Below are 18834 nucleotides of genomic sequence, written 5' to 3' on the forward strand. Positions count from 1 at the left end.
TGAATACTTTTTAATCGCTTATATCTTTCTAAAATTTCGGCTTCGCCTTGCCTCGAATACGTAAAGTAAATTAAAAATGTTCAATCGACCCAACATCGCTTAGGCAACGGGCATAATCCAGAAGGATAATACGCGGGATGTGATCTTAAAATTGTTCAATATTCGAAAAAACAGCGCAAAAAAAAGATATCCCCATTTGGTGAGGATATCTTCTATATTTTCTCAAAGAACAGTCGCTATTCTTTTACCAGCGAGCTAGGAATTTTACCACCGTACAACTTCGCACGAATGTCGTTTACGCGGGCGTCAAGCTCAGGCTTTGCATCGTACTTGAACGACATCTGACGCGGCAGGGAATCAGGGCTTACGCCATAAACCCACTCATTACCCACGTTCAGGTCTTTCTGCTCCTTCTGGTTATACTTTTGGTATTCGCAAGACGAAAGCAGCACCACACACGCAACAAAAGCAACTATTTTATTGAATTTCATTTCTTTGATCGTTCATAGTATTGTGCGCAAAAATAACCGCCAATTTCATAACCACCAAATTGCGGGCGATTGAAATACTATTTTTTTAATTCCGCCAATTCATCGCGTACAAACTGCATCAGTTCAGCGATATGGCGCTCCGAGAAATCGAACGGAATGTTAGCCGCCTGGTAAATTTCACCGATCGTAGCCGTGTAGCCAAGCTTCAATGCATCCAAGTAACCCTTCAAACCGGCCGCCGGATTCTCGCGGTAGTTTTTCCAAACGCCAATTGCCCCGAGCTGCGCAATGCCGTATTCGATGTAATAGAACGGCACTTCATAAATATGCAGCTGGCGCTGCCAGAGGTACTTTTTGAAGTTTTCCAAGGTCGACCAGTCCATGACCGAATCCGTGAATTCCTCATAAATGCGCACCCACGCATCAGTACGCTGTTCCGGCGTGTGCTGAGGGTTTTCGTACATCCAATGCTGGAACTTGTCCACCGTCGCCACCCAAGGTAACGTCTCGATAATCGATTCCAGATGTGTGATTTTCGCGCGTTTGAGGTCTTCCTCGTTTGTAAAGAACTCGTCCCAGAAATCCATCGTGATCAGCTCCATCGACATCGAAGCCAGCTCGGCCACCTCCGAAGGCGTGTGTTTGAACGAATTCAATGCCAGGTCGCGCGTTACGAGCGAATGCACCGCATGGCCGCCTTCGTGCAGGAGCGTAACCATATCGCGCAGGTTAGACGTCGCATTCATGAAAATAAACGGCACGCCGATTTCGTCGAGCGGGTAGTTATAACCGCCCGGCGCCTTGCCCTTCCGCGATTCGAGGTCGAGGTGCTTCATCGTTTTCATAATCCGCAGGCAGTCGCCCAGGAACGGGTCTAGGCGCGAGAATGCGCGGATCGTCTTGTCGAGCAGCTCCTCGCCGGTTTCGAACGGTTTCAATGGCGGCAAGCCTTTCGGATCCACTTTCGTGTCCCACGGGCGGAGTGCGTCCAGTTGCAATGCAGCCTTCCGTTCCGCAGCCATTTCATTCAAAATCGGCACGATTGACTTTTTCACAGAACCGTGGAAGTTGAAACAATCCTGCGGCGTGTAATCGAAGCGGCCCATGGCGGCGAACATGTAGTCGCGGTAGTTGCTGAAACCGGCATTGCGGCCCACGTTATCGCGCAGGCTCACCAGCTTGTTCAGCAGTTCATCCAGCTTCTCACGATCCTCGTAACGGCGTTCGGCAATGGCCCGCCATGCTTCCTCGCGCACATTCCGGTCGGTGGATTGCAGGCGGTCGGCTGCGCGCTGGAGCGTCATTTCCTCGCCATCGAGCGTGACGGTCATCGCGCCGGCGATGGCGCCGTATTTACGCTCTTCGGTCTGCATGTCGGTGATCAGCGGGATGTTTTCATCCCGGAAAATCTCGATTGCCTTCTTCATGCCACGCAATGTGATCGCAAAGCCAGGCTCCGTCAATTCACTCAGATAAGGGTTATCCACCACTTTTTTATCGAGCGCATTGCCGTATTCGGCCAGTTTCGGCTGGATTTCGGTGATAAAGAACTGCAATGCATTGATCAGGCCGGTGTTGGCCGTATCGCAGGTCTGGCGGATGTAGCGCCATGCGAAGTTCTCGGAAAGGTAGGATTCGATCTCGCTGCGGTCCGAGAACCACTGTTTCAGGTCTTCGGGCGAATTGATCTCCCTGTTTTTCAAATTTTCGAAGAAAGGCTGCACATCTTCCCATTTCTTCAAATCAAATTCTTCCCCAATAAAAGGCCGTTTCGCCCGGGTTGGTATATGAAGTGTTTCCTGATTGGACATATAAAAGGTACTTTGTTTATAAAATCGAATCTATTTGTGTTTATCAATTATGCATAAAATACATTCACGACTTACACCCGGATACATTGCCATCAGATCTGATACCGTCGCGCCCTCTTTTAATTTACGCAGTATCTGTTCGACAGCTATCCTAGTCCCCTTAATCACGGGTTTGCCTAACATAACGCCTGGCTCCGAGCTAACAAAGTCATCATAGTGCGTCATCTTCAATATTACAGCTTAGTTTCAGAAGGCTGCGTCACATCGCTCAAATTATCCGTTACCACATTCTCTGTTTCCTGGATATTGTTGAATGCGTATTCCATTTTGGCGCGGTCGAATTCTTTTTCGTTGTTGGCGAGCCAGATGGTGGCGACGCCGTTGCCGATGAAGTTGGTGATCGCCCGGGCCTCGGACATGAAACGGTCTACGCCCAGAAGTAGTGCCAGGCCCTCGACCGGGATCACCTTAATGGCCGTTAAGGTAGAAGCCAAAACCACAAAACCGCTGCCCGTTACGCCGGCGGCGCCTTTGGAAGTGACCATCAGAATGCCGATCAACGAGAATATCTGTCCGATATTTAAATGCACATTGAAAACCTGCGCGAGGAAAATTGTCGCCATCGAAAGGTAAATGGTCGTGCCGTCGAGGTTAAACGAATAGCCGGCTGGCACCACGAGCCCCACCACCGGTTTGGAGCAGCCCATTCGTTCGAGCTTGGCCATCAGTGATGGCAGCCCGGCTTCGGAAGACGATGTCCCGAGCACAATGAGCAACTCTTCGCGGATGTATTTCAGGAAACGCCAGAGGCTGATCTTGTAAGTCCTCATAATCAATCCCAAAACCCCGAAAATGAACACTGCCATAGTCGCGTACACGGTTCCCATGAGCTTGGCGAGCGGCAGAAGGGTGTCGATCCCGTATTTGCCTATGGTAAAAGCCATCCCGCCGAATGCGCCGATGGGAGCAAACAACATCACCAGGTGCAGCGCCCGGAAAACGTATTTGGAAACGAAGTTCAGCCCGTCGACCACCTTTTGCCTGGCCTCGATCCTGCTCAAAACCGATCCGAAAATCAGCGCTAAGAGCAAAACCTGCAAAGTCACATTATCGAAGAAAAATTGCAGCCAGCTGAAATCCTGCGCCTTGCCTGCATACTTGGAAATATCGCCTTTTTCCAGCGAACTGGTCACGACGCCCTCGCCTGGCCGGATCACATTCGCGACGATGATCCCCACAACGAGCGCCAGCGTGGTAACAACCTCGAAGTACAGCAATGCCTTCGCCCCTACCTTGCCTACTTTCTTCAAATCGCCCATTCCGACGATCCCCAATGTGATTGTAAGGAAAATAATGGGGTTGATGAACAGTTTGACCACCGAAATAAAGCCCTCACCCAACAGTTTCATTTCAACCGCCTCGTCGGGAAAATAATGGCCGAGCAGCGCTCCGGCGGTGATGGCGGTCAGGACCCAGAAGGTCAGGTTGGTAAATAGCTTTTTCAACGGAAACGGGGTATAGGAATGAAACTGTTCGTGTCGGCGTGCCCGCTGTCGACCGGGCAACCTATCAATTTACAATAATAACAAGTCTGGCAGACGATTCCGGGAAGGCCGAATGAAATATTTCCATACTATTTATACTTGGTCTAAATTAATAACATATATTTGCCTGCAACAAATGGCGGAACCCGGAAAAGCATTTACATCATGATCATTAAGACGCTATGCAGGAAGATTCGCATTCATACAATTCATTACGGATTTTAAGCCAGACGTCCAGGGGCTACATCGGGCAGTGTAATTGCTGCACGCATTTCAACTTCGCGTACGGCAATGTGCTGTTCATTTTTACAGAAGACGGTTTGAGGGGTTTTCAATCCATTTTGTATGACGACTGCCACCTGCACAGCGTAGGCGAACCGCTTCCGCATGGCAAAACGCATTTGTTACCATCGCCCATCCCGAACTTCATGCTCTCCTTCGACGAAATCGAGCTCGAAGAGATTAAAACCATGTTCCAGGAGGCGCTGCTGGTGTTAGAAGTAGACAAAATTTTTTCCTATAAAAAGTAAAATCCTGAAATGCAGTCGGTTTCGAGGTTATTGATTGGCTTGATAATCCTGCTCTTCGCGGCGGGACACGGTAATGCGCGGGCGCTCCGCATCGTATCGGCAAATGGAACGCTAAGCGAAATCCTGGTGGGACTTGGCCTGGAAAAACAGATCGTGGGCGTGGATGTGACCAGTACTTACCCCGCTTCCCTCGAAAAGCTCCCGAAAATCGGGCATAACCGCACCATTGCGGCCGAAGGCATCCTGGCGCTGAACCCGGATGTGATTATTTATACCAATCAGAGCATGCTATCCCCTGCCGTGGTGAAGCAGCTCAGCGGCAGCGGCAAAAAACTGGTCGAGTTCAAGCATGATTATTCCAAAGAGGGCGCCATCAGGCTCATTCGCGAGGTAGGCACTTATTTCAATGCCAATGCGCAAGCCGAAAAGATGGTAAAAGCATTGCAGGCCGATCTGGCGAAAATTCCTGCTCCGGCAAATCCTAAAAAATTGCTCTTCATCTACGCCCGGGGCACGGGCACATTAATGGTTTCGGGCACAGGCACTTCGCTCGACAAAATGTTTGCATTGGCAGGACATAAGAATGCTGTGGGCGGCTTCACAGATTTTAAACCGCTCACTGCCGAATCGCTCATCGCCGCCAATCCCGACGTACTCGTGCTGTTTTCCAGCGGACTGGAAAGCCTCGAAGGCATGGACGGCCTGCTGAAAGTGCCTGGCGTAGCCAACACCAGTGCGGGCAAAAACCGCCGGATCGTGACCATGGACGGCCAGTTCCTCACCGGCTTCGGGCCGCGGCTCGGCAAGGCAGCCGCCGAACTTTCCCAAAAAGTAAAATAGAGAGCGATGCTGACAGAAACGGTAAACGAGCGGGAAGCAACGAAAGCGGAGACCTTTCAAAAGCACATTTTGCCCTCATCAATGGCGAAAATGGTGTGGATTCTCGGCGCTATCCTGCTGGCATGCGTGATCCTGGCAGCCTGCACCGGCGCATTGTCCATCTCCCTGCGCGAGCTCTGGCAGATCATCGCGATGGAGCTCGGCTGGATTTCCGAAACACAGGTCGAGGAGCAGAAGTCCGTCGTTTTCTGGGTCATCCGCCTGCCGCGGGTATGCCTGGCGGTGCTCATAGGCGCTGCGTTGGGCATTGCGGGCGCATCACTGCAAGGGCTTTTCCGCAACCCTATTGCCGACGCCACGCTCATCGGGGTTACTTCCGGCGCGTCGCTTTTCGCTGTTTTTGTAATTATGCTCAACGTTAAATATTTCGGAATGCTGAACGAGCTCGCGGGCGCGTACGGCATTTCGTTCGTTTCGTTTCTCGGCGCGGCATGCACGACATTGCTGGTGTACCAGCTCTCCAAAATCACCAGCGACGGCGGCGTGGCCACATTGCTGCTCTGCGGCATCGCGATCAATGCATTTGTAGGCGCGGTGACGGGCCTCATGACGTACCTGGCCGACGATGCCCAGCTTCGCAACATCACATTCTGGAACCTGGGCAGCCTGGGCGGCGCCAGCTGGACCGCCGTGATGGCCGTAGCGCCGTTTGTCGGAATTTCCGTCATTTTTATGCCCTATCTTTCCAAAGCATTGAACCTGCTCGTACTCGGCGAAAGTCAGGCAGCCAGCCTGGGCGTGAACATGAAATTGCTGAAACGGCAGGTGATTATCCTCGCAACGCTGGGCGTAGGCGCGTCCGTAGCCGTGGCGGGGAGCATTGGTTTTGTAGGACTGATCGTACCGCACATTATACGCACATTGTTCGGGCCTAACCACCGGACGCTGATTATCGGGTCGGCAATTGCGGGCGCCATTGTGCTCACATTGGCCGACACCCTCTCCCGCACCATCGTAGCGCCATCCGAACTGCCGATAGGCATTCTGACGGGCATGCTCGGCACGCCGTTTTTCATTTATATTTTGTGGGAACAAAAACGGAAGCGGCTATGATGGAGGTAAGGAATGCCGGATTTGAAGTAAAAGGCCGCAAACTGCTGGAAAATGTCAGTTTTTCGGTCAAACCTGGGGAATTCTGGGCGATTATCGGGGCTAATGGCGCCGGAAAATCGACATTAATCAAGCTGCTTTCCGCAGAGCAGCCAGCCACGTCCGGCTCGGTGCATTTCCACGACCGCGACCTTCGAAAGTATAAACTGAAAGAGCTGGCTACCAAACGGGCGGTGCTATCCCAGCAAAACAACATTGCATTATCCTTCACGGCGCAGGAAATTGTGCTGATGGGCCGCTATCCGTTTTACGACGCCGATCTATCGCAGCGCGACCTGGCGATCGTAGATATGTGCCTTAAAAAAGTCGGCATCGGCCATTTGAAAAGTCGTTTGTACCCGACCTTATCCGGCGGCGAACAGCAGCGCGTGCAGCTTGCGCGGGCGCTCGCCCAGGTGTGGGAGATCGAAAACGGCCTGCTGCTGCTCGATGAACCCACTACCGGAATGGACCTTTTGCATCAGTACGAGACATTCCAGCTTGCCAAGGAACTGACACGCAAGCATTTCGCGGTGGTAGCCGTCGTTCACGACCTGAACCAGGCGTTGCAATATGCCGACCGCGTGCTGATGCTCAAAAACGGACGCCCGCATGCCATCGGCACACCTGAGACCGTGCTCACCGAGCAGGCCATTCACGAAGCTTTCGGGCTGCCGGTGCAGATTATCCAACCGGACACGACGCCTTACCCGGTAATAGTGCCCCAGGCCTCTGTTTCGTACCAAATTCCCTGATTAATAACTATCAATAATAGCAAAGACATGAAGTCAACCCTATCACCAGACAGAACTGAACTGAAAGAACGCTGGGCAGAATACAAGCTCGCCAACCCTAAAACGCGCATCCGCGACGCCGCCAAAGCGCTCGGCACCTCCGAGGCCGAACTCCTCGCAACGGGCCTGGGCGAAAGCGTGCAGCTGCTCGACGGCGATTTCAGGGAATTAATGAAAGAAATGGGCGCACTCGGGCATGTGATGGCGCTCACCCGCAACGACCACGTGGTGCACGAACGCAAGGGCGTTTACCAAAATATATCGTTCAACAATCACGTTGGCCTGGTGCTGGGCGAGGATATCGACCTGCGCTTGTTCCTTGGCGACTGGAAATTCGGGTTTGCGGTTTCGGAGAACGACCGTTTCAGCCTGCAATTCTTCAACAGCTTCGGCGACGCCGCACATAAAATTTACCTTACCGAGAAGAGCAACAAGGAAGCCTACCACGCATTGGTGGCCAAATACCTCGCCGCCGACCAGGATGTAAACCTTTTTGTAAATGAGAAAAAAGAGAAAGAAGCGGAACCGGAAGAGGCCGCCGGCCTCGCCAAATCGGCTTTCCAGGCAGAATGGCTTGCATTGAAAGACACGCATGATTTCTTCACGCTGCTCCGCAAACACAAGCTAACGAGAAAGCAGGCGCTGCGCAATGCGCCCGAAGGTTACGCGCATCGCATTAAACCGGAAAGTATGAAGGTCTTGTTTGACGCACTTTCCCAAAGCGAACTGCCGATTATGGTATTCGTTTCGAACCCGAATTGCATTCAAATCCACACCGGTCCAATCAAAAAGATCTTCGTCATGGGCCCGTGGCTGAATGTAATGGACCCCGAGTTCAACCTGCATTTGCGGGAAGATGCCATCGACGAGGCATGGGTGGTGCGCAAGCCGACCGAAGACGGCATTGTTACCGGCATCGAGCTGATCGACAAGGATGGTGTGATGTTCAACCAGTTTTTCGGCAAGCGCAAGCCCGGCATTCCCGAACTGGCCGAATGGCCGGCGCTGATCGAGCAGCATTCGATCCAATTCTGACATGAAAATATGATCGTGACAACGATTTAAGATAAAATTTCGCCATAGTAATTAGAAATTGCCGGCTCCGTTCGTGAGCCGGTATTTTTTTGTAATAATTTCTAAAACCGCTTTTCCAAGTCAAGCAAAAATTTGCAAACTTTTCGGACACTATAAAATTTTAATACATTGAAATACAGCATATTATATTGATTTATTTGTAAACTTTTCCCAAAATTATCTTTCATTTGAATTCCAAAATCTGTACATTTGAAACTCTCAACTTCTTCAAAATTTCTCTGATACCAGTCAATGGAAACTATAAAATCTTCACAATCAGAAAGAACCTATACCTCTGACGAGGCCTTTCAGGCATCGCTGGAATATTTTAAGGGCGACGACCTGGCGGCGCGCGTTTGGGTGAATAAATATGCGTTGAAGGATTCCTTCGGCGCCATTTACGAGGCCACGCCGGACGATATGCACCACCGCATCGCGTCGGAGATCGCGCGCATTGAGCAGCGCTATCCGAACCCGCTCAGCGAGGCCGAAATTTTCGATCTGATCAAGGATTTTAAATATATTATCCCGCAGGGCAGCCCCATGACGGGCATCGGCAATCCGTACCAGATCGCCTCGCTTTCGAACTGTTTCGTGATTGGTAACAATGGCGAATCCGACTCCTATGGCGGCATTATGAAGATCGACCAGGAGCAGGTGCAGCTCATGAAGCGCCGCGGCGGCGTGGGGCACGATCTCTCGCACATTCGCCCGAAAGGCTCGCCGGTAAAAAACTCGGCATTGACTTCCACAGGCATTGTGCCGTTCATGGAACGTTTCTCCAACTCCACCCGCGAAGTGGCGCAGGACGGCCGCAGAGGCGCGCTCATGCTTTCAGTGTCCATCAAACACCCTGATTCCGAAAGCTTTATCGACGCTAAAATGGAGCAGGGCAAAGTGACCGGCGCCAATGTCTCCGTACGCATCGACGATGAATTTATGCAAGCGGTGGACGCCGGAACAACCTACCGCCAGCAATATCCGATCCAAAGCCACACTCCGACGCACATTAAAGACATCGATGCGACGGCGCTTTGGAAGAAAATCGTGCATAATGCATGGCAATCGGCCGAGCCGGGTATCCTGTTTTGGGACACCATCATCCGTGAGTCCGTGCCCGATTGCTACGCTGACCTGGGTTATCAGACCATTTCTACAAATCCCTGCGGCGAAATCCCGCTGTGCGCTTACGACTCGTGCCGTTTGCTCGCGATCAACCTGTTTTCGTACGTCGAAGATCCATTTACCGACAAGGCGAAGTTTAACTGGGACCTCTTCAAAAAGCATATCGCGGCTGCACAGCGCATGATGGACGACATCATTGATCTTGAACTGGAAAAAATTGATGCAATCCTTCAAAAAATCGACGAAGATCCCGAAGATGCAGAGGTGAAGCGCGTGGAGCGTAACCTTTGGCTGAACATCCAAACGAAAGCCAACGAAGGCCGCCGGACGGGCATCGGTATCACCGCCGAAGGCGATATGCTGGCAGCGCTGGGCCTTCGCTATGGCAGCGACGAGGGCAATGCATTCGCGGTTGAAATCCATAAAACCGTTGCATTGGAAGCCTATCGCGGGTCGGTGCATACTGCAAAAGAGCGCGGTGCATTCACGATCTTCGATTCGGAAAGAGAGAAAAACAACCCGTTCATCCTCCGTTTGAAAGAAGCCGACGCGCAGCTTTATTACGAAATGCTCGAATACGGCCGCCGGAATATCGCATTGCTTACCATTGCACCAACGGGAACAACTAGCCTGATGTCTCAAACGACCTCGGGCATCGAGCCGGTGTTTTTGCCGGTTTATAAAAGAAGAAGAAAAGTAAACCCGAACGACAAGGACGTGCGCGTGGATTTCGTGGACGAAGTAGGCGATTCGTGGGAAGAATATGTGGTTTTCCACCATCGGTTTAAGCAATGGATGGAGGTTAACGGGCTGGATACCAGCAAGAATTACGCGCAAAAAGACCTCGACGAACTGGTTAAAAAATCGCCTTACTACAAAGCCACTTCCAATGATGTGGATTACCTCAAAAAGGTAAAAATGCAGGGAGCGATCCAGCAATGGGTGGACCATTCGATCAGCGTGACGATCAACATGCCGAACGACGTGACCGAAGAGCTCGTAGGTGAATGCTATATGGAAGCATGGAAAGCGGGCTGCAAAGGCGTTACCGTATACCGCGACGGCTCACGTTCAGGCGTTTTGATCTCTAACACGGAGAAAAAAGAAGAAACGCAAGAAGGCGCTCCGACCCCATTCCCGACCGAGCGCCCGCAGACGCTCGAAGCCGATGTGGTGCGTTTTCAGAATAAAAAAGACAAATGGATCGCATTCATCGGGCTGATAGACGGCCGGCCGTACGAAATCTTCACCGGTTTTGCAGACGATGAAGACGGTATTCTGATCCCTCGCTGGGTGAATGAAGGCCTGATCATCAAAAACAGGGAAGCCGACGGCAGCTCACGCTATGATTTCCAATACAAAAACACGCGCGGCTACAAAACGACGATCGAAGGGCTATCCTACAAATTCAATCCCGAGTACTGGAATTACGCAAAGCTGATTTCCAGCACATTACGCCACGGAATGCCGATCGAAAAAGTGGTGGACCTGATCAGCAGCCTCCAACTCGACGAGGCGATCAACACCTGGAAAGCCGGCGTAGCGCGCGCATTAAAACGCTACATCCCCGACGGCACCGAAGCCGCCAAGCAAAAATGCCAGAACTGCGGATCAACGAATTTGCTGTACCAGGAAGGATGTTTGACGTGCAAGGACTGCGGATCGTCGAAGTGCGGGTGATCGAAATTTTGAATGATTGAATGATTGAATGATTGAATATCGCCTATTCAGTCATTCAATCATTCGGTCATTCAATCATTATTTAAAACGTATCCTCCACAACGCCCAAATAATTGAACGGGCTCAGGGCGCGGAGTTCTTCTCTTATTTTTTCGGACACGTCCAGCGTTTCGATGAAACGTGAGATGGAATCGTGGGTGATTTTTTCGTTGGTGCGGGTCAGCTCTTTCAATGCCTCGTACGGTTTTGGGTAGCTTTCGCGGCGCAGGATCGTTTGGATCGCCTCGGACACTACCGCCCAGTTTTCTTCCAGTTCGGCTTTCAGTACTTCACCATTCAGTTCCACTTTGCCCAGGCCTTTCAGCAGCGAGTTCAGGGCGATAGCCAAATGCGCGACGGGGACGCCGATGTTGCGGAGTACCGTGGAGTCGGTAAGGTCGCGTTGCAGGCGGGAAATGGGCAATTTCGCGGCAAAATGCTCGAATAATGCAGATGCCAGCCCCAGGTTTCCTTCCGAATTTTCGAAGTCGATCGGATTCACTTTGTGCGGCATCGCCGAAGATCCTACTTCGCCGGCTTTGATCTTCTGCTTGAAATACCCCATTGAAATGTACGTCCACATATCACGATTAAGGTCGATCAGGATCGTGTTCAGGCGTTTCAGGCAGTCGAACATCGCTGCAATATTGTCGTAATGCTCAATTTGCGTCGTGTGGCGGCTTCTTTTTAATCCCAAACCTTCCACAAAATGGTGGCCGAAAGCCATCCAGTCCTGTTTCGGATAAGCGACATGGTGGGCATTGAAGTTACCGGTAGCACCGCCGAACTTAGCCGAATGCGGGATTTTGTCGAGCATTTCGAGCTGGCGTTCCAATCGTTCCACAAAAACCAGGAACTCCTTTCCTACGCGTGTAGGTGATGCGGGCTGCCCGTGGGTGAATGCGAGCATCGGCACGTTTTTCCACTCGATCGACATGCGTTTCAACACAAAAAGCACCTGGCGGAACAGCGGCTTGATCTGGCGCTCCATCGCGTCTTTCAGCGACAGCGGGATAGCCGTGTTGTTGATGTCTTGCGAGGTAAGTCCAAAGTGGATAAATTCCTGAAAAGACTCGATGCCCAGCTTCTCGAATTGCTCCTTGATGAAGTATTCTACGGCCTTCACATCGTGGTTGGTCACCTTTTCAATGTCCTTTATATGCAATGCATCGGCTTCGCTGAAATCCTCATAGATTTTGCGCAGCGACGCATATTTTTTCTTGTCAAATTCCGATAGTTGCGGGAGGGGGATTTCGCAGAGTGCGATGAAATATTCGATTTCAACATACACCCGGTAATAAATCAGGGCATATTCCGAGAAATAGGCCGAAAGTTCAGATACTTGTTTGTAATAACGGCCATCAACCGGAGAGATCGCCGTAAGCTGATTTAATGACATGATTTTCAATACAAAAATTGATTATCAGGCAAAGTTAGCAGAATTCATGGTCCTAAAATGGTAAAAGCGGAACGAAAAATTCTTTTTGGGATTGGAAAGAGAATTAATAAAACTATTCGCATATTCGTTCACCAACCTTGATTGTATAAAACACATGCAGCCTTCGCCTTTCATTGGAGAATTAGTCGGAACAATGGTCCTCATTTTATTGGGCAACGGCGTAGTCGCCAATGTCGTGTTGAAAAAAACCAAGGGCGAAAGTTCCGGCTGGATCGTGATTACGGCGGGGTGGGCGTTTGCGGTGATGTTCGGGGTGTTCACAGCCAATGCATTCGGCAGTGCCGTAGCCCATCTGAACCCCGCGGTGACCGTGGGTTTTGCGGTACTTCAAAACGATTACAGCTTTATAGCAACATACATTCCCGCACAGCTGATTGGTGCATTTCTCGGCGCTGTGCTGGTGTGGCTGCAATATCTGCCGCATTGGAAAGCGACCGAAGATGGCGGGTCCAAACTGGCCTGTTTTTCAACCGGCCCGGCCATCAAAAGCACGGGTGCCAACTTTCTGAGCGAGTTCATTGCGACCGTCGTACTCATCGTCGGCATTGTCGCGATCGGCTACGCAGGCACTTCCGATCCTGAAAAAGGAGGTATCCCTTCCGGCGTTGCGCCTTACCTTGTGGGCATGCTCGTTTGGAGTATCGGGTTATCGCTCGGCGGCACTACGGGCTATGCCATTAACCCCGTGCGCGACCTTGGCCCGCGTATCGCGCATGCCATTTTGCCTATTCCCAACAAGGGCAGCTCCGACTGGGGCTACGGCTGGATTCCCGTAGTGGCCCCCATTGCGGGAGCCATTATTGGTGGATTGATTTTGAGAGGTTTTTCTTTCTGAATTATTCAACCGTAATCTTCCCACCACCCGAATAGCTGCGGTATTCTCCCTGGTACATTGCATCCGCAGCGGCCGGGCCTACCGTGAATGTTCCTTTTGAAACTACCCTGACCTGGTAGTAGAAGGTCTTTTCCTGGGCGTCGGCCGTGGTGAAGAAATGAATGCGGTCGTCGCGGATGTCGTAATATTCGGGGACGGATGCTTTGGTAATCCACGGCATATCCCGCGGCTCGGTAATGCGGGGGTTTTCTATTTCAAAACCGGACGGCAGCAGGTCTGTTACCACAATGTTCTCCACCGGCAGGCCGTTTGTGCTCGCAAGGGTCAGCTTTACTACTACCAGGTCGTTTTGCCTGAAAGATTGCACAGGCGCACCGGAGCGCGTCAGGAACTGGCGGCGAATGCTGATTCCCTGGTCTTCCTCCACATAGTTTCCCGTCGCAGACATGCCCGCCGTTTGTGCAAACCAGTACAAATCGCCCTTACCCTGTGTTTTGACCTGCAATTTCTGGTTTATAATGCCTTTCGAAATTTTCAATTCCTTACCAGTAAACTGCCCGAGCGGCTTGCCATTGGCAGAAACCGAAGCCGTGACGGTAGAATTGGCCGTTTTCCTGGCCAGCTTACCCAATGCCAGTACGGCAAATGCCGCTTCCTGGGTGTTCAGATACGAAGCCGACTGGATGGCCTGTGAAAGCTGGCGCCCGAGCACCTGAATCTGCGCATTCGACGGGTCCGATTCGATTAATGTATTCAAAACCAACGACATATTCCGAAGCGGTGACGAATAGCTGTCGTCTGTGTAGCGTCCAGCATTTTCGGCAACATACGTCCTGGGCAGCAGCGCGTTAAAGCTCCGCGCATCGCCCGCGAGCTGGAATGCGCCTGCGAGCAGGTATTTTGAATCGGCCGTGAGCAAATGCGGATTTTGTTTGTAATAATTCATCGAAGCCCGGTTCGGATGGCCGTTCAGGGCGAGTACATAAAGCGAGTAAATCGCCTCGCGGCGTGCCACTGTTTTGCGCGTTTGGGTGCCCGTAGGCTGCGCGTCATAAGCCAGGCCATTGCCGGTGCTGGCAACAACCACTTCCCTGTTGGCCGTCGTCCCGCTTTGGGCAGTGAGGTATTCGACGGCCCGGCTGAGTGTTTTGGCATTGACCTCAAACCCAGCCCTGCGTGCTTCTTCCAGGAAATGAACGGCGTAAGCGGTAGCCCACCAGTCTTCCCGGGTAGCTCCCGGCCACATGCCCACTCCCCCGTTGAACAGTTGCTGCGATTCCACTTTCCGGATCGCCTGCTGCACGTTGGTCATCGGATTAAAGTCACTTTCACCGCTTTTCACCGTATAAACCGGCGTTGCCATGGCCTTGGTGAGGTCGGCGAAGTAGATCTGCGGGAATGCTTTCGACACGGTTTGTTCCAGGCAGCCGTAAGGATAGCCAAGCAATGTTGACAATGCCTTACCTCCGCCCTGCACCAATGGCGACCGGCTCAAAACCACCTGGCTGCTTGCCGTGGCAGGAATGAATGACGAACGAAGGTCAATCTGCCCCTGTTTATCGGCCGCAATAAGTCCCGACACATTCGTTTTCAGCAGGGGCGACGCAGGCCGCACGGTAATCTCGGTCTGATTCACGAAAGTTTCTTTGAATGCATTCACTTTCACCGTTACCTTGCCCACGCCGATCGCCGTTAATGCTTTTAAGGAGAAAACGGCCCTGCTTTCCTTCCCGGCCGGAATGCTGATATTTTGCGTAACCGGCGCCTGTCCCGCTGCCAATGGCCCTGCAAGCTGTACGGAAACCGTGGCGGTAGTTCCTTTCGCCTCCGTGTTGCTGATATTCACAGGCAGTACAAGCTCATCACCAGGGCTCAGGAAACGCGGCAATCCGGCGCTGATCACGATCGGGTCGGCTACCTTCATGTTTTTGGTTGCGGAGCCAAATGCATTGTCTTTATAAGCGACCGCCATAATGCGCAAGTCGCCGCTGAACTGCGGGATGTTCACATCGAAAGTTACATCACCGCTGCCATTGGCTTTGAGCTGCCCGCTCCAAAACGACACGAGTTCCGTCCGGCCATTGCTTAGCGGGTTAATCCTCCTTTCCAGATCGTAGCCATCACCGCCCGAGCTCGATGTGCCGGAGATCGACAGTTCCGGGAACAGCTGCGCGTACAAATCGTAGCTGGTCACTTCCAAAGCCCGTTTTTGGTAGAAATGACCGTGAATATCCGGCGTTTTGGAGTTTTTGATCTGAAGAATGCCTTCATCCACAATAGCCAGCGTCACCTCCGCATTCGGTTCAGTTTTGATCCTGATCTGCTGCTTCATTTTCGATCTCGACTTTTCAACTGCCGTGATGCTGACCGGCAACCTGCGGTCCGGGTCCTCCACCGCAATCGGCTGAAAGCCATGAGCGACCGTCAGCGGCATGTTCGACGCATCCAGCGGCCGGATGAGCGTCGCCGTTACGAATACATTGGGCAGGTGCGCTTCTTTGATTTTAAATGTCAGTTCCGCTGCTTTCTTTTCAGTGGTGAGGATATGCTGTTCCAAAACATTGTTACGCTCAACGGTTACCAGCAGTCGTCCATCAAACGGCGTTTTGAACAGCACCCTGGCCGATTCGCCCATTTTGTAGCTGTCCTTATCGGTTTCCATCAGTACCTGGCCCTCATTGCTCACCTCAAACGACGAATACTGGGTATATCCATAACCGTAAGCATAAAAATTGGCCAGCGTGTAATGCGTAGCGCCGGGGCGTTTTACGCGCACTTCATACTCACCCGATACCGTGGGCACATAGCGGAAAGTGCCCTTTCCGCCTGCCAGGGTAAGTTTGTTGGAATAAACCAATTTCTCTTTTTTACGTGATGTGTATTGCAGGCGCTCATATTTCTTTTCAACAACCGTCTGATATTCAAGCCGTACCACCTCGATGCTGGCCGTTGCGCCGTTCTGCAACGCGCCGCTCTTTCCTACCCCCACAATGTCAACCGGCACCGGTGCATTGGTACCTACATAGCTGTCGGGCAGGCGAATGCCGTAGAACACCGGCTGCGTGTACACGTCGAAACGCTGTAACCTGTTTACGGGCCGGCCATTTTCGTCGAACACCGTCACGTATATCTTGCCTTCCAGCACGCCGATATCCTGCAAGCCGGCCGCCAATGCAAACTGCTCGCTGGCCTGGCCCTGTTCGTTGGTAATGCCCTGGCGGCTGTCGCGCTCGAATGCGGTTTGCGCGGGTATGTTAAAACTGTATTCTGGAAATGCTTTGGCAGTGAACCCTTTACGCTGCAACTGGAAATCCATCTGATAGTTGCGGTTGCTCGCGGGCGGACCAAAAAGGTTAATTGCGGTGGCCGTGAGCGACACTTTTTGCCCCGACATATAATCTTTCGCAGCCCTGCTGAGGTCTACCTTAATGCGATCCGGCATAAATTCCTCGACGCTTACCGCCTGCGAACCGAGCAGCACCTCGTTTGCATTGTATACTTCGAGCACATACGTGCCCGTGAGCACACCTGCGTCCAGCGGGATTTCGGATTCTACCGCACCTTGTTCGTTAGTTGTTTTCCGCCACGTCCTGAATTCCCGGCCGTTCGGGGTCAGCAAGCGCAGTTTCAAAGGTACTTTCCCGGCTGTTTTCCAATCCTGCGTCCGCAGCACGGTGTTGAAATGCATGGTTTCGCCCGGACGGTAAATATCGCGCTGGCCGTAGATAAACACCTGATAGCCTGATGCATTGTCCCGCAAACCCTCCACATCGAAGCGCGAGGTGAGCACCTGCGAGTCTTCCAGTAAGAGGAAATTAAAATCGTCCTGGGTACTGGCCGTGATCATGGCGACCTTGAAGCCCGGCGCTTTTTCGCTCAGCTTGTCCACGTGGGCAATGCCGTCGGCGTCCGTTTTGAACGTATGCACCGATTGATTGTTGGAGCTCACCACCGTCAGTTCAAGGTCTTTGATCGGCTCGTTGGTTTTGATGGAATTGGCAAAAATCCACAGTTCATCCTTGCCCTGCTTCGCAATGAGGCCGATATCGGAAATGGAGACGAGTTTCGTGGCGCCGAGGTAGGCTTCCTCCTCGGAATTCACCGCTACCAGGTACACGCCCTGCCGTTTGTTATCGTCGGGCAATGCGATATTCAATGCGGAAATGCCTTTGTTTTTGGACAAATTTGCTGTTTCTACAATCTTATTCACGATCACATCGCTCAGCTGGCTTTCGCGGTCGTCGCTGTAATTGAAATTGCCGGTAGGCTGCCAGTCGTCGCCCACATAAGCGTAGTCGTTCCAGCGGTTGTTGTGAATATAATGCAGGATATTATTCGCATACAGCTTCGAAATGCGTACCTGCACTTTGGGCACATTCACGATGTTGACGCCGATATTGCGGGAGCTTTTGGTCGATAAGTACAGGCCCTTCTTGTTTGCAAAGGAGATAGCCGCGGGCATTTTCCCAAAAAACAGGTCACGGGATGCTTCTTCCTCCAAAGTTTGTCCCAAAACTCCTTTCAGCGATTGTTTCAGTTGCAGCACATATGTTTCGGTTTCGTTGAATGCGCCGCGCACGATAAAACCGTTTTCGGTAGGCTCCGTTTCCACCGCAGCTTCCGGATTTACGGCAACGCTGCCCGCTATACTTTCCTTGTCCAGCTCCTGCGTGGTGATCACCCTCGCGTAGCCCGCATTGTTTTCAAAGCCGGTTTTAATATCCACGACTTCCAAATGAAGCGGCGAAGGTATGCTCACTGTTTTTGAAAGTGCTTCCTGACTGCTGTAAGAGGTATTTTGCACCTTCACACCCTTGTCGATGGTGATATTGACGGCCGTTTCGTTGTTATCGGCCGCACCCACTTTCGCAAATGCCAGCGTCACCGCCGATTCGTCCTGAGAGGGCAGAATGCGGTATTCCAATGCCTGGTTTCCGGACAAAACCTTCAATTTTTCGGCCACATGCTGTGCATTGACCGGGTAGTTGAAATGCAGCCTTATCCGCGCTTCCTGCCGGCCTGTTTCTGATGACAATGTCCACCAGCTTTCCGTTTCGGCGAGTTGGAGATATGGTGTGTGGAATGTGATCGGGTCCTGGGAAAGTTTGTACTTCTTGTCCTTGTATGACTTTTCAGTGATCAGATCTGTGAGCTGCGCTTTGTAGGAAGTGGCCGCTCCAAAGCCTGCCACCGGCGAAAAAACGAGCTCATTGGGTGCCGTCCATTTGAATTTCCCCCGCACCGCCGGCTCGAAAGTCACGAATTGCGTCGAGTCCCAACTGTTCAGCTCGGCTGTTGAAACAAGGTCTTTGTTAAATGTAAAAACGAGGTTTTGCGATTGCCCCACTTCCTCGGTGAAGTTGGTGCCCGCCACGCGGATTTCGTTGAAAGAAGAGCAGCTAGTGAAAACCCAGACCAAAAAGAGAACGCAAAAAGAACACAGGATGGCAGTCTTTTTCATAG

13 protein-coding genes are annotated in these 18834 nt (G+C 51.8%); 7 read left to right on the plus strand and 6 right to left on the minus strand.

Annotated elements, in window-relative coordinates:
• Positions 1–236 precede the first annotated feature (236 nt).
• The 4 genes from DFER_RS17510 to dctA form a co-directional block, all read right to left on the minus strand.
• Positions 237–491: a hypothetical protein gene (locus DFER_RS17510; protein ID WP_015812983.1), complete on the minus strand. Its 255-nt coding sequence runs from the start codon at positions 489–491 to the stop codon at positions 237–239.
• Positions 492–568: 77 nt separating this feature from the next.
• A complete protein-coding gene (locus tag DFER_RS17515; protein ID WP_015812984.1) occupies positions 569–2302 on the minus strand; it encodes a M3 family oligoendopeptidase in 1734 nt (577 codons plus the stop codon).
• A gap of 30 nt (positions 2303–2332) precedes the next feature.
• The gene (locus DFER_RS17520) at positions 2333–2527 is read right to left on the minus strand and encodes a DUF433 domain-containing protein (RefSeq protein ID WP_041735247.1); all 195 of its coding nucleotides are present in this window, start codon (positions 2525–2527) and stop codon (positions 2333–2335) included.
• A gap of 8 nt (positions 2528–2535) precedes the next feature.
• A complete protein-coding gene (gene dctA / locus DFER_RS17525; RefSeq protein WP_015812985.1) occupies positions 2536–3807 on the minus strand; it encodes a C4-dicarboxylate transporter DctA in 1272 nt (423 codons plus the stop codon).
• Between the two features lie 221 nt (positions 3808–4028).
• Here dctA and DFER_RS17530 point away from each other — a divergent pair, with 221 nt between their 5' ends.
• From DFER_RS17530 to DFER_RS17555, 6 genes are all read left to right on the plus strand, one after another.
• The gene (locus DFER_RS17530; protein WP_015812986.1) at positions 4029–4376 is read left to right on the plus strand and encodes a DUF6686 family protein; all 348 of its coding nucleotides are present in this window, start codon (positions 4029–4031) and stop codon (positions 4374–4376) included.
• A gap of 9 nt (positions 4377–4385) precedes the next feature.
• Positions 4386–5216, plus strand: a complete 831-nt coding sequence (locus DFER_RS17535) for a heme/hemin ABC transporter substrate-binding protein (protein WP_015812987.1) — start codon at positions 4386–4388, stop codon at positions 5214–5216.
• A gap of 6 nt (positions 5217–5222) precedes the next feature.
• Positions 5223–6329 (plus strand): FecCD family ABC transporter permease, encoded by a 1107-nt coding sequence (locus tag DFER_RS17540; RefSeq protein WP_015812988.1) that lies wholly within the window; start codon positions 5223–5225, stop codon positions 6327–6329.
• On the plus strand, positions 6326–7120 hold the full coding sequence (locus tag DFER_RS17545) for a heme ABC transporter ATP-binding protein (protein ID WP_015812989.1): 795 nt from the start codon (positions 6326–6328) through the stop codon (positions 7118–7120). Before DFER_RS17540 ends, DFER_RS17545 begins: the two co-directional genes overlap by 4 nt.
• 27 nt (positions 7121–7147) lie before the next feature.
• The gene (locus DFER_RS17550; protein WP_015812990.1) at positions 7148–8194 is read left to right on the plus strand and encodes a hemin-degrading factor; all 1047 of its coding nucleotides are present in this window, start codon (positions 7148–7150) and stop codon (positions 8192–8194) included.
• 291 nt (positions 8195–8485) lie between these two features.
• On the plus strand, positions 8486–11038 hold the full coding sequence (locus DFER_RS17555; RefSeq protein ID WP_015812991.1) for an adenosylcobalamin-dependent ribonucleoside-diphosphate reductase: 2553 nt from the start codon (positions 8486–8488) through the stop codon (positions 11036–11038).
• Between the two features lie 82 nt (positions 11039–11120).
• Here DFER_RS17555 and purB read toward each other — a convergent pair whose 3' ends face one another.
• The gene (gene purB / locus DFER_RS17560; protein ID WP_015812992.1) at positions 11121–12476 is read right to left on the minus strand and encodes an adenylosuccinate lyase; all 1356 of its coding nucleotides are present in this window, start codon (positions 12474–12476) and stop codon (positions 11121–11123) included.
• A 154-nt stretch (positions 12477–12630) separates the two neighbouring features.
• Between purB and DFER_RS17565 the strand changes: the two genes are divergently transcribed.
• A complete protein-coding gene (locus DFER_RS17565; protein WP_041735248.1) occupies positions 12631–13371 on the plus strand; it encodes an MIP/aquaporin family protein in 741 nt (246 codons plus the stop codon).
• 1 nt (position 13372) lies between these two features.
• Here DFER_RS17565 and DFER_RS17570 read toward each other — a convergent pair whose 3' ends face one another.
• The gene (locus DFER_RS17570; RefSeq protein WP_015812994.1) at positions 13373–18832 is read right to left on the minus strand and encodes an alpha-2-macroglobulin family protein; all 5460 of its coding nucleotides are present in this window, start codon (positions 18830–18832) and stop codon (positions 13373–13375) included.
• Positions 18833–18834: the final 2 nt, after the last annotated feature.

Origin of the sequence: Dyadobacter fermentans DSM 18053, from assembly GCF_000023125.1 — a bacterium.
Taxonomy (GTDB): Bacteria; Bacteroidota; Bacteroidia; order Cytophagales; family Spirosomataceae; genus Dyadobacter; species Dyadobacter fermentans.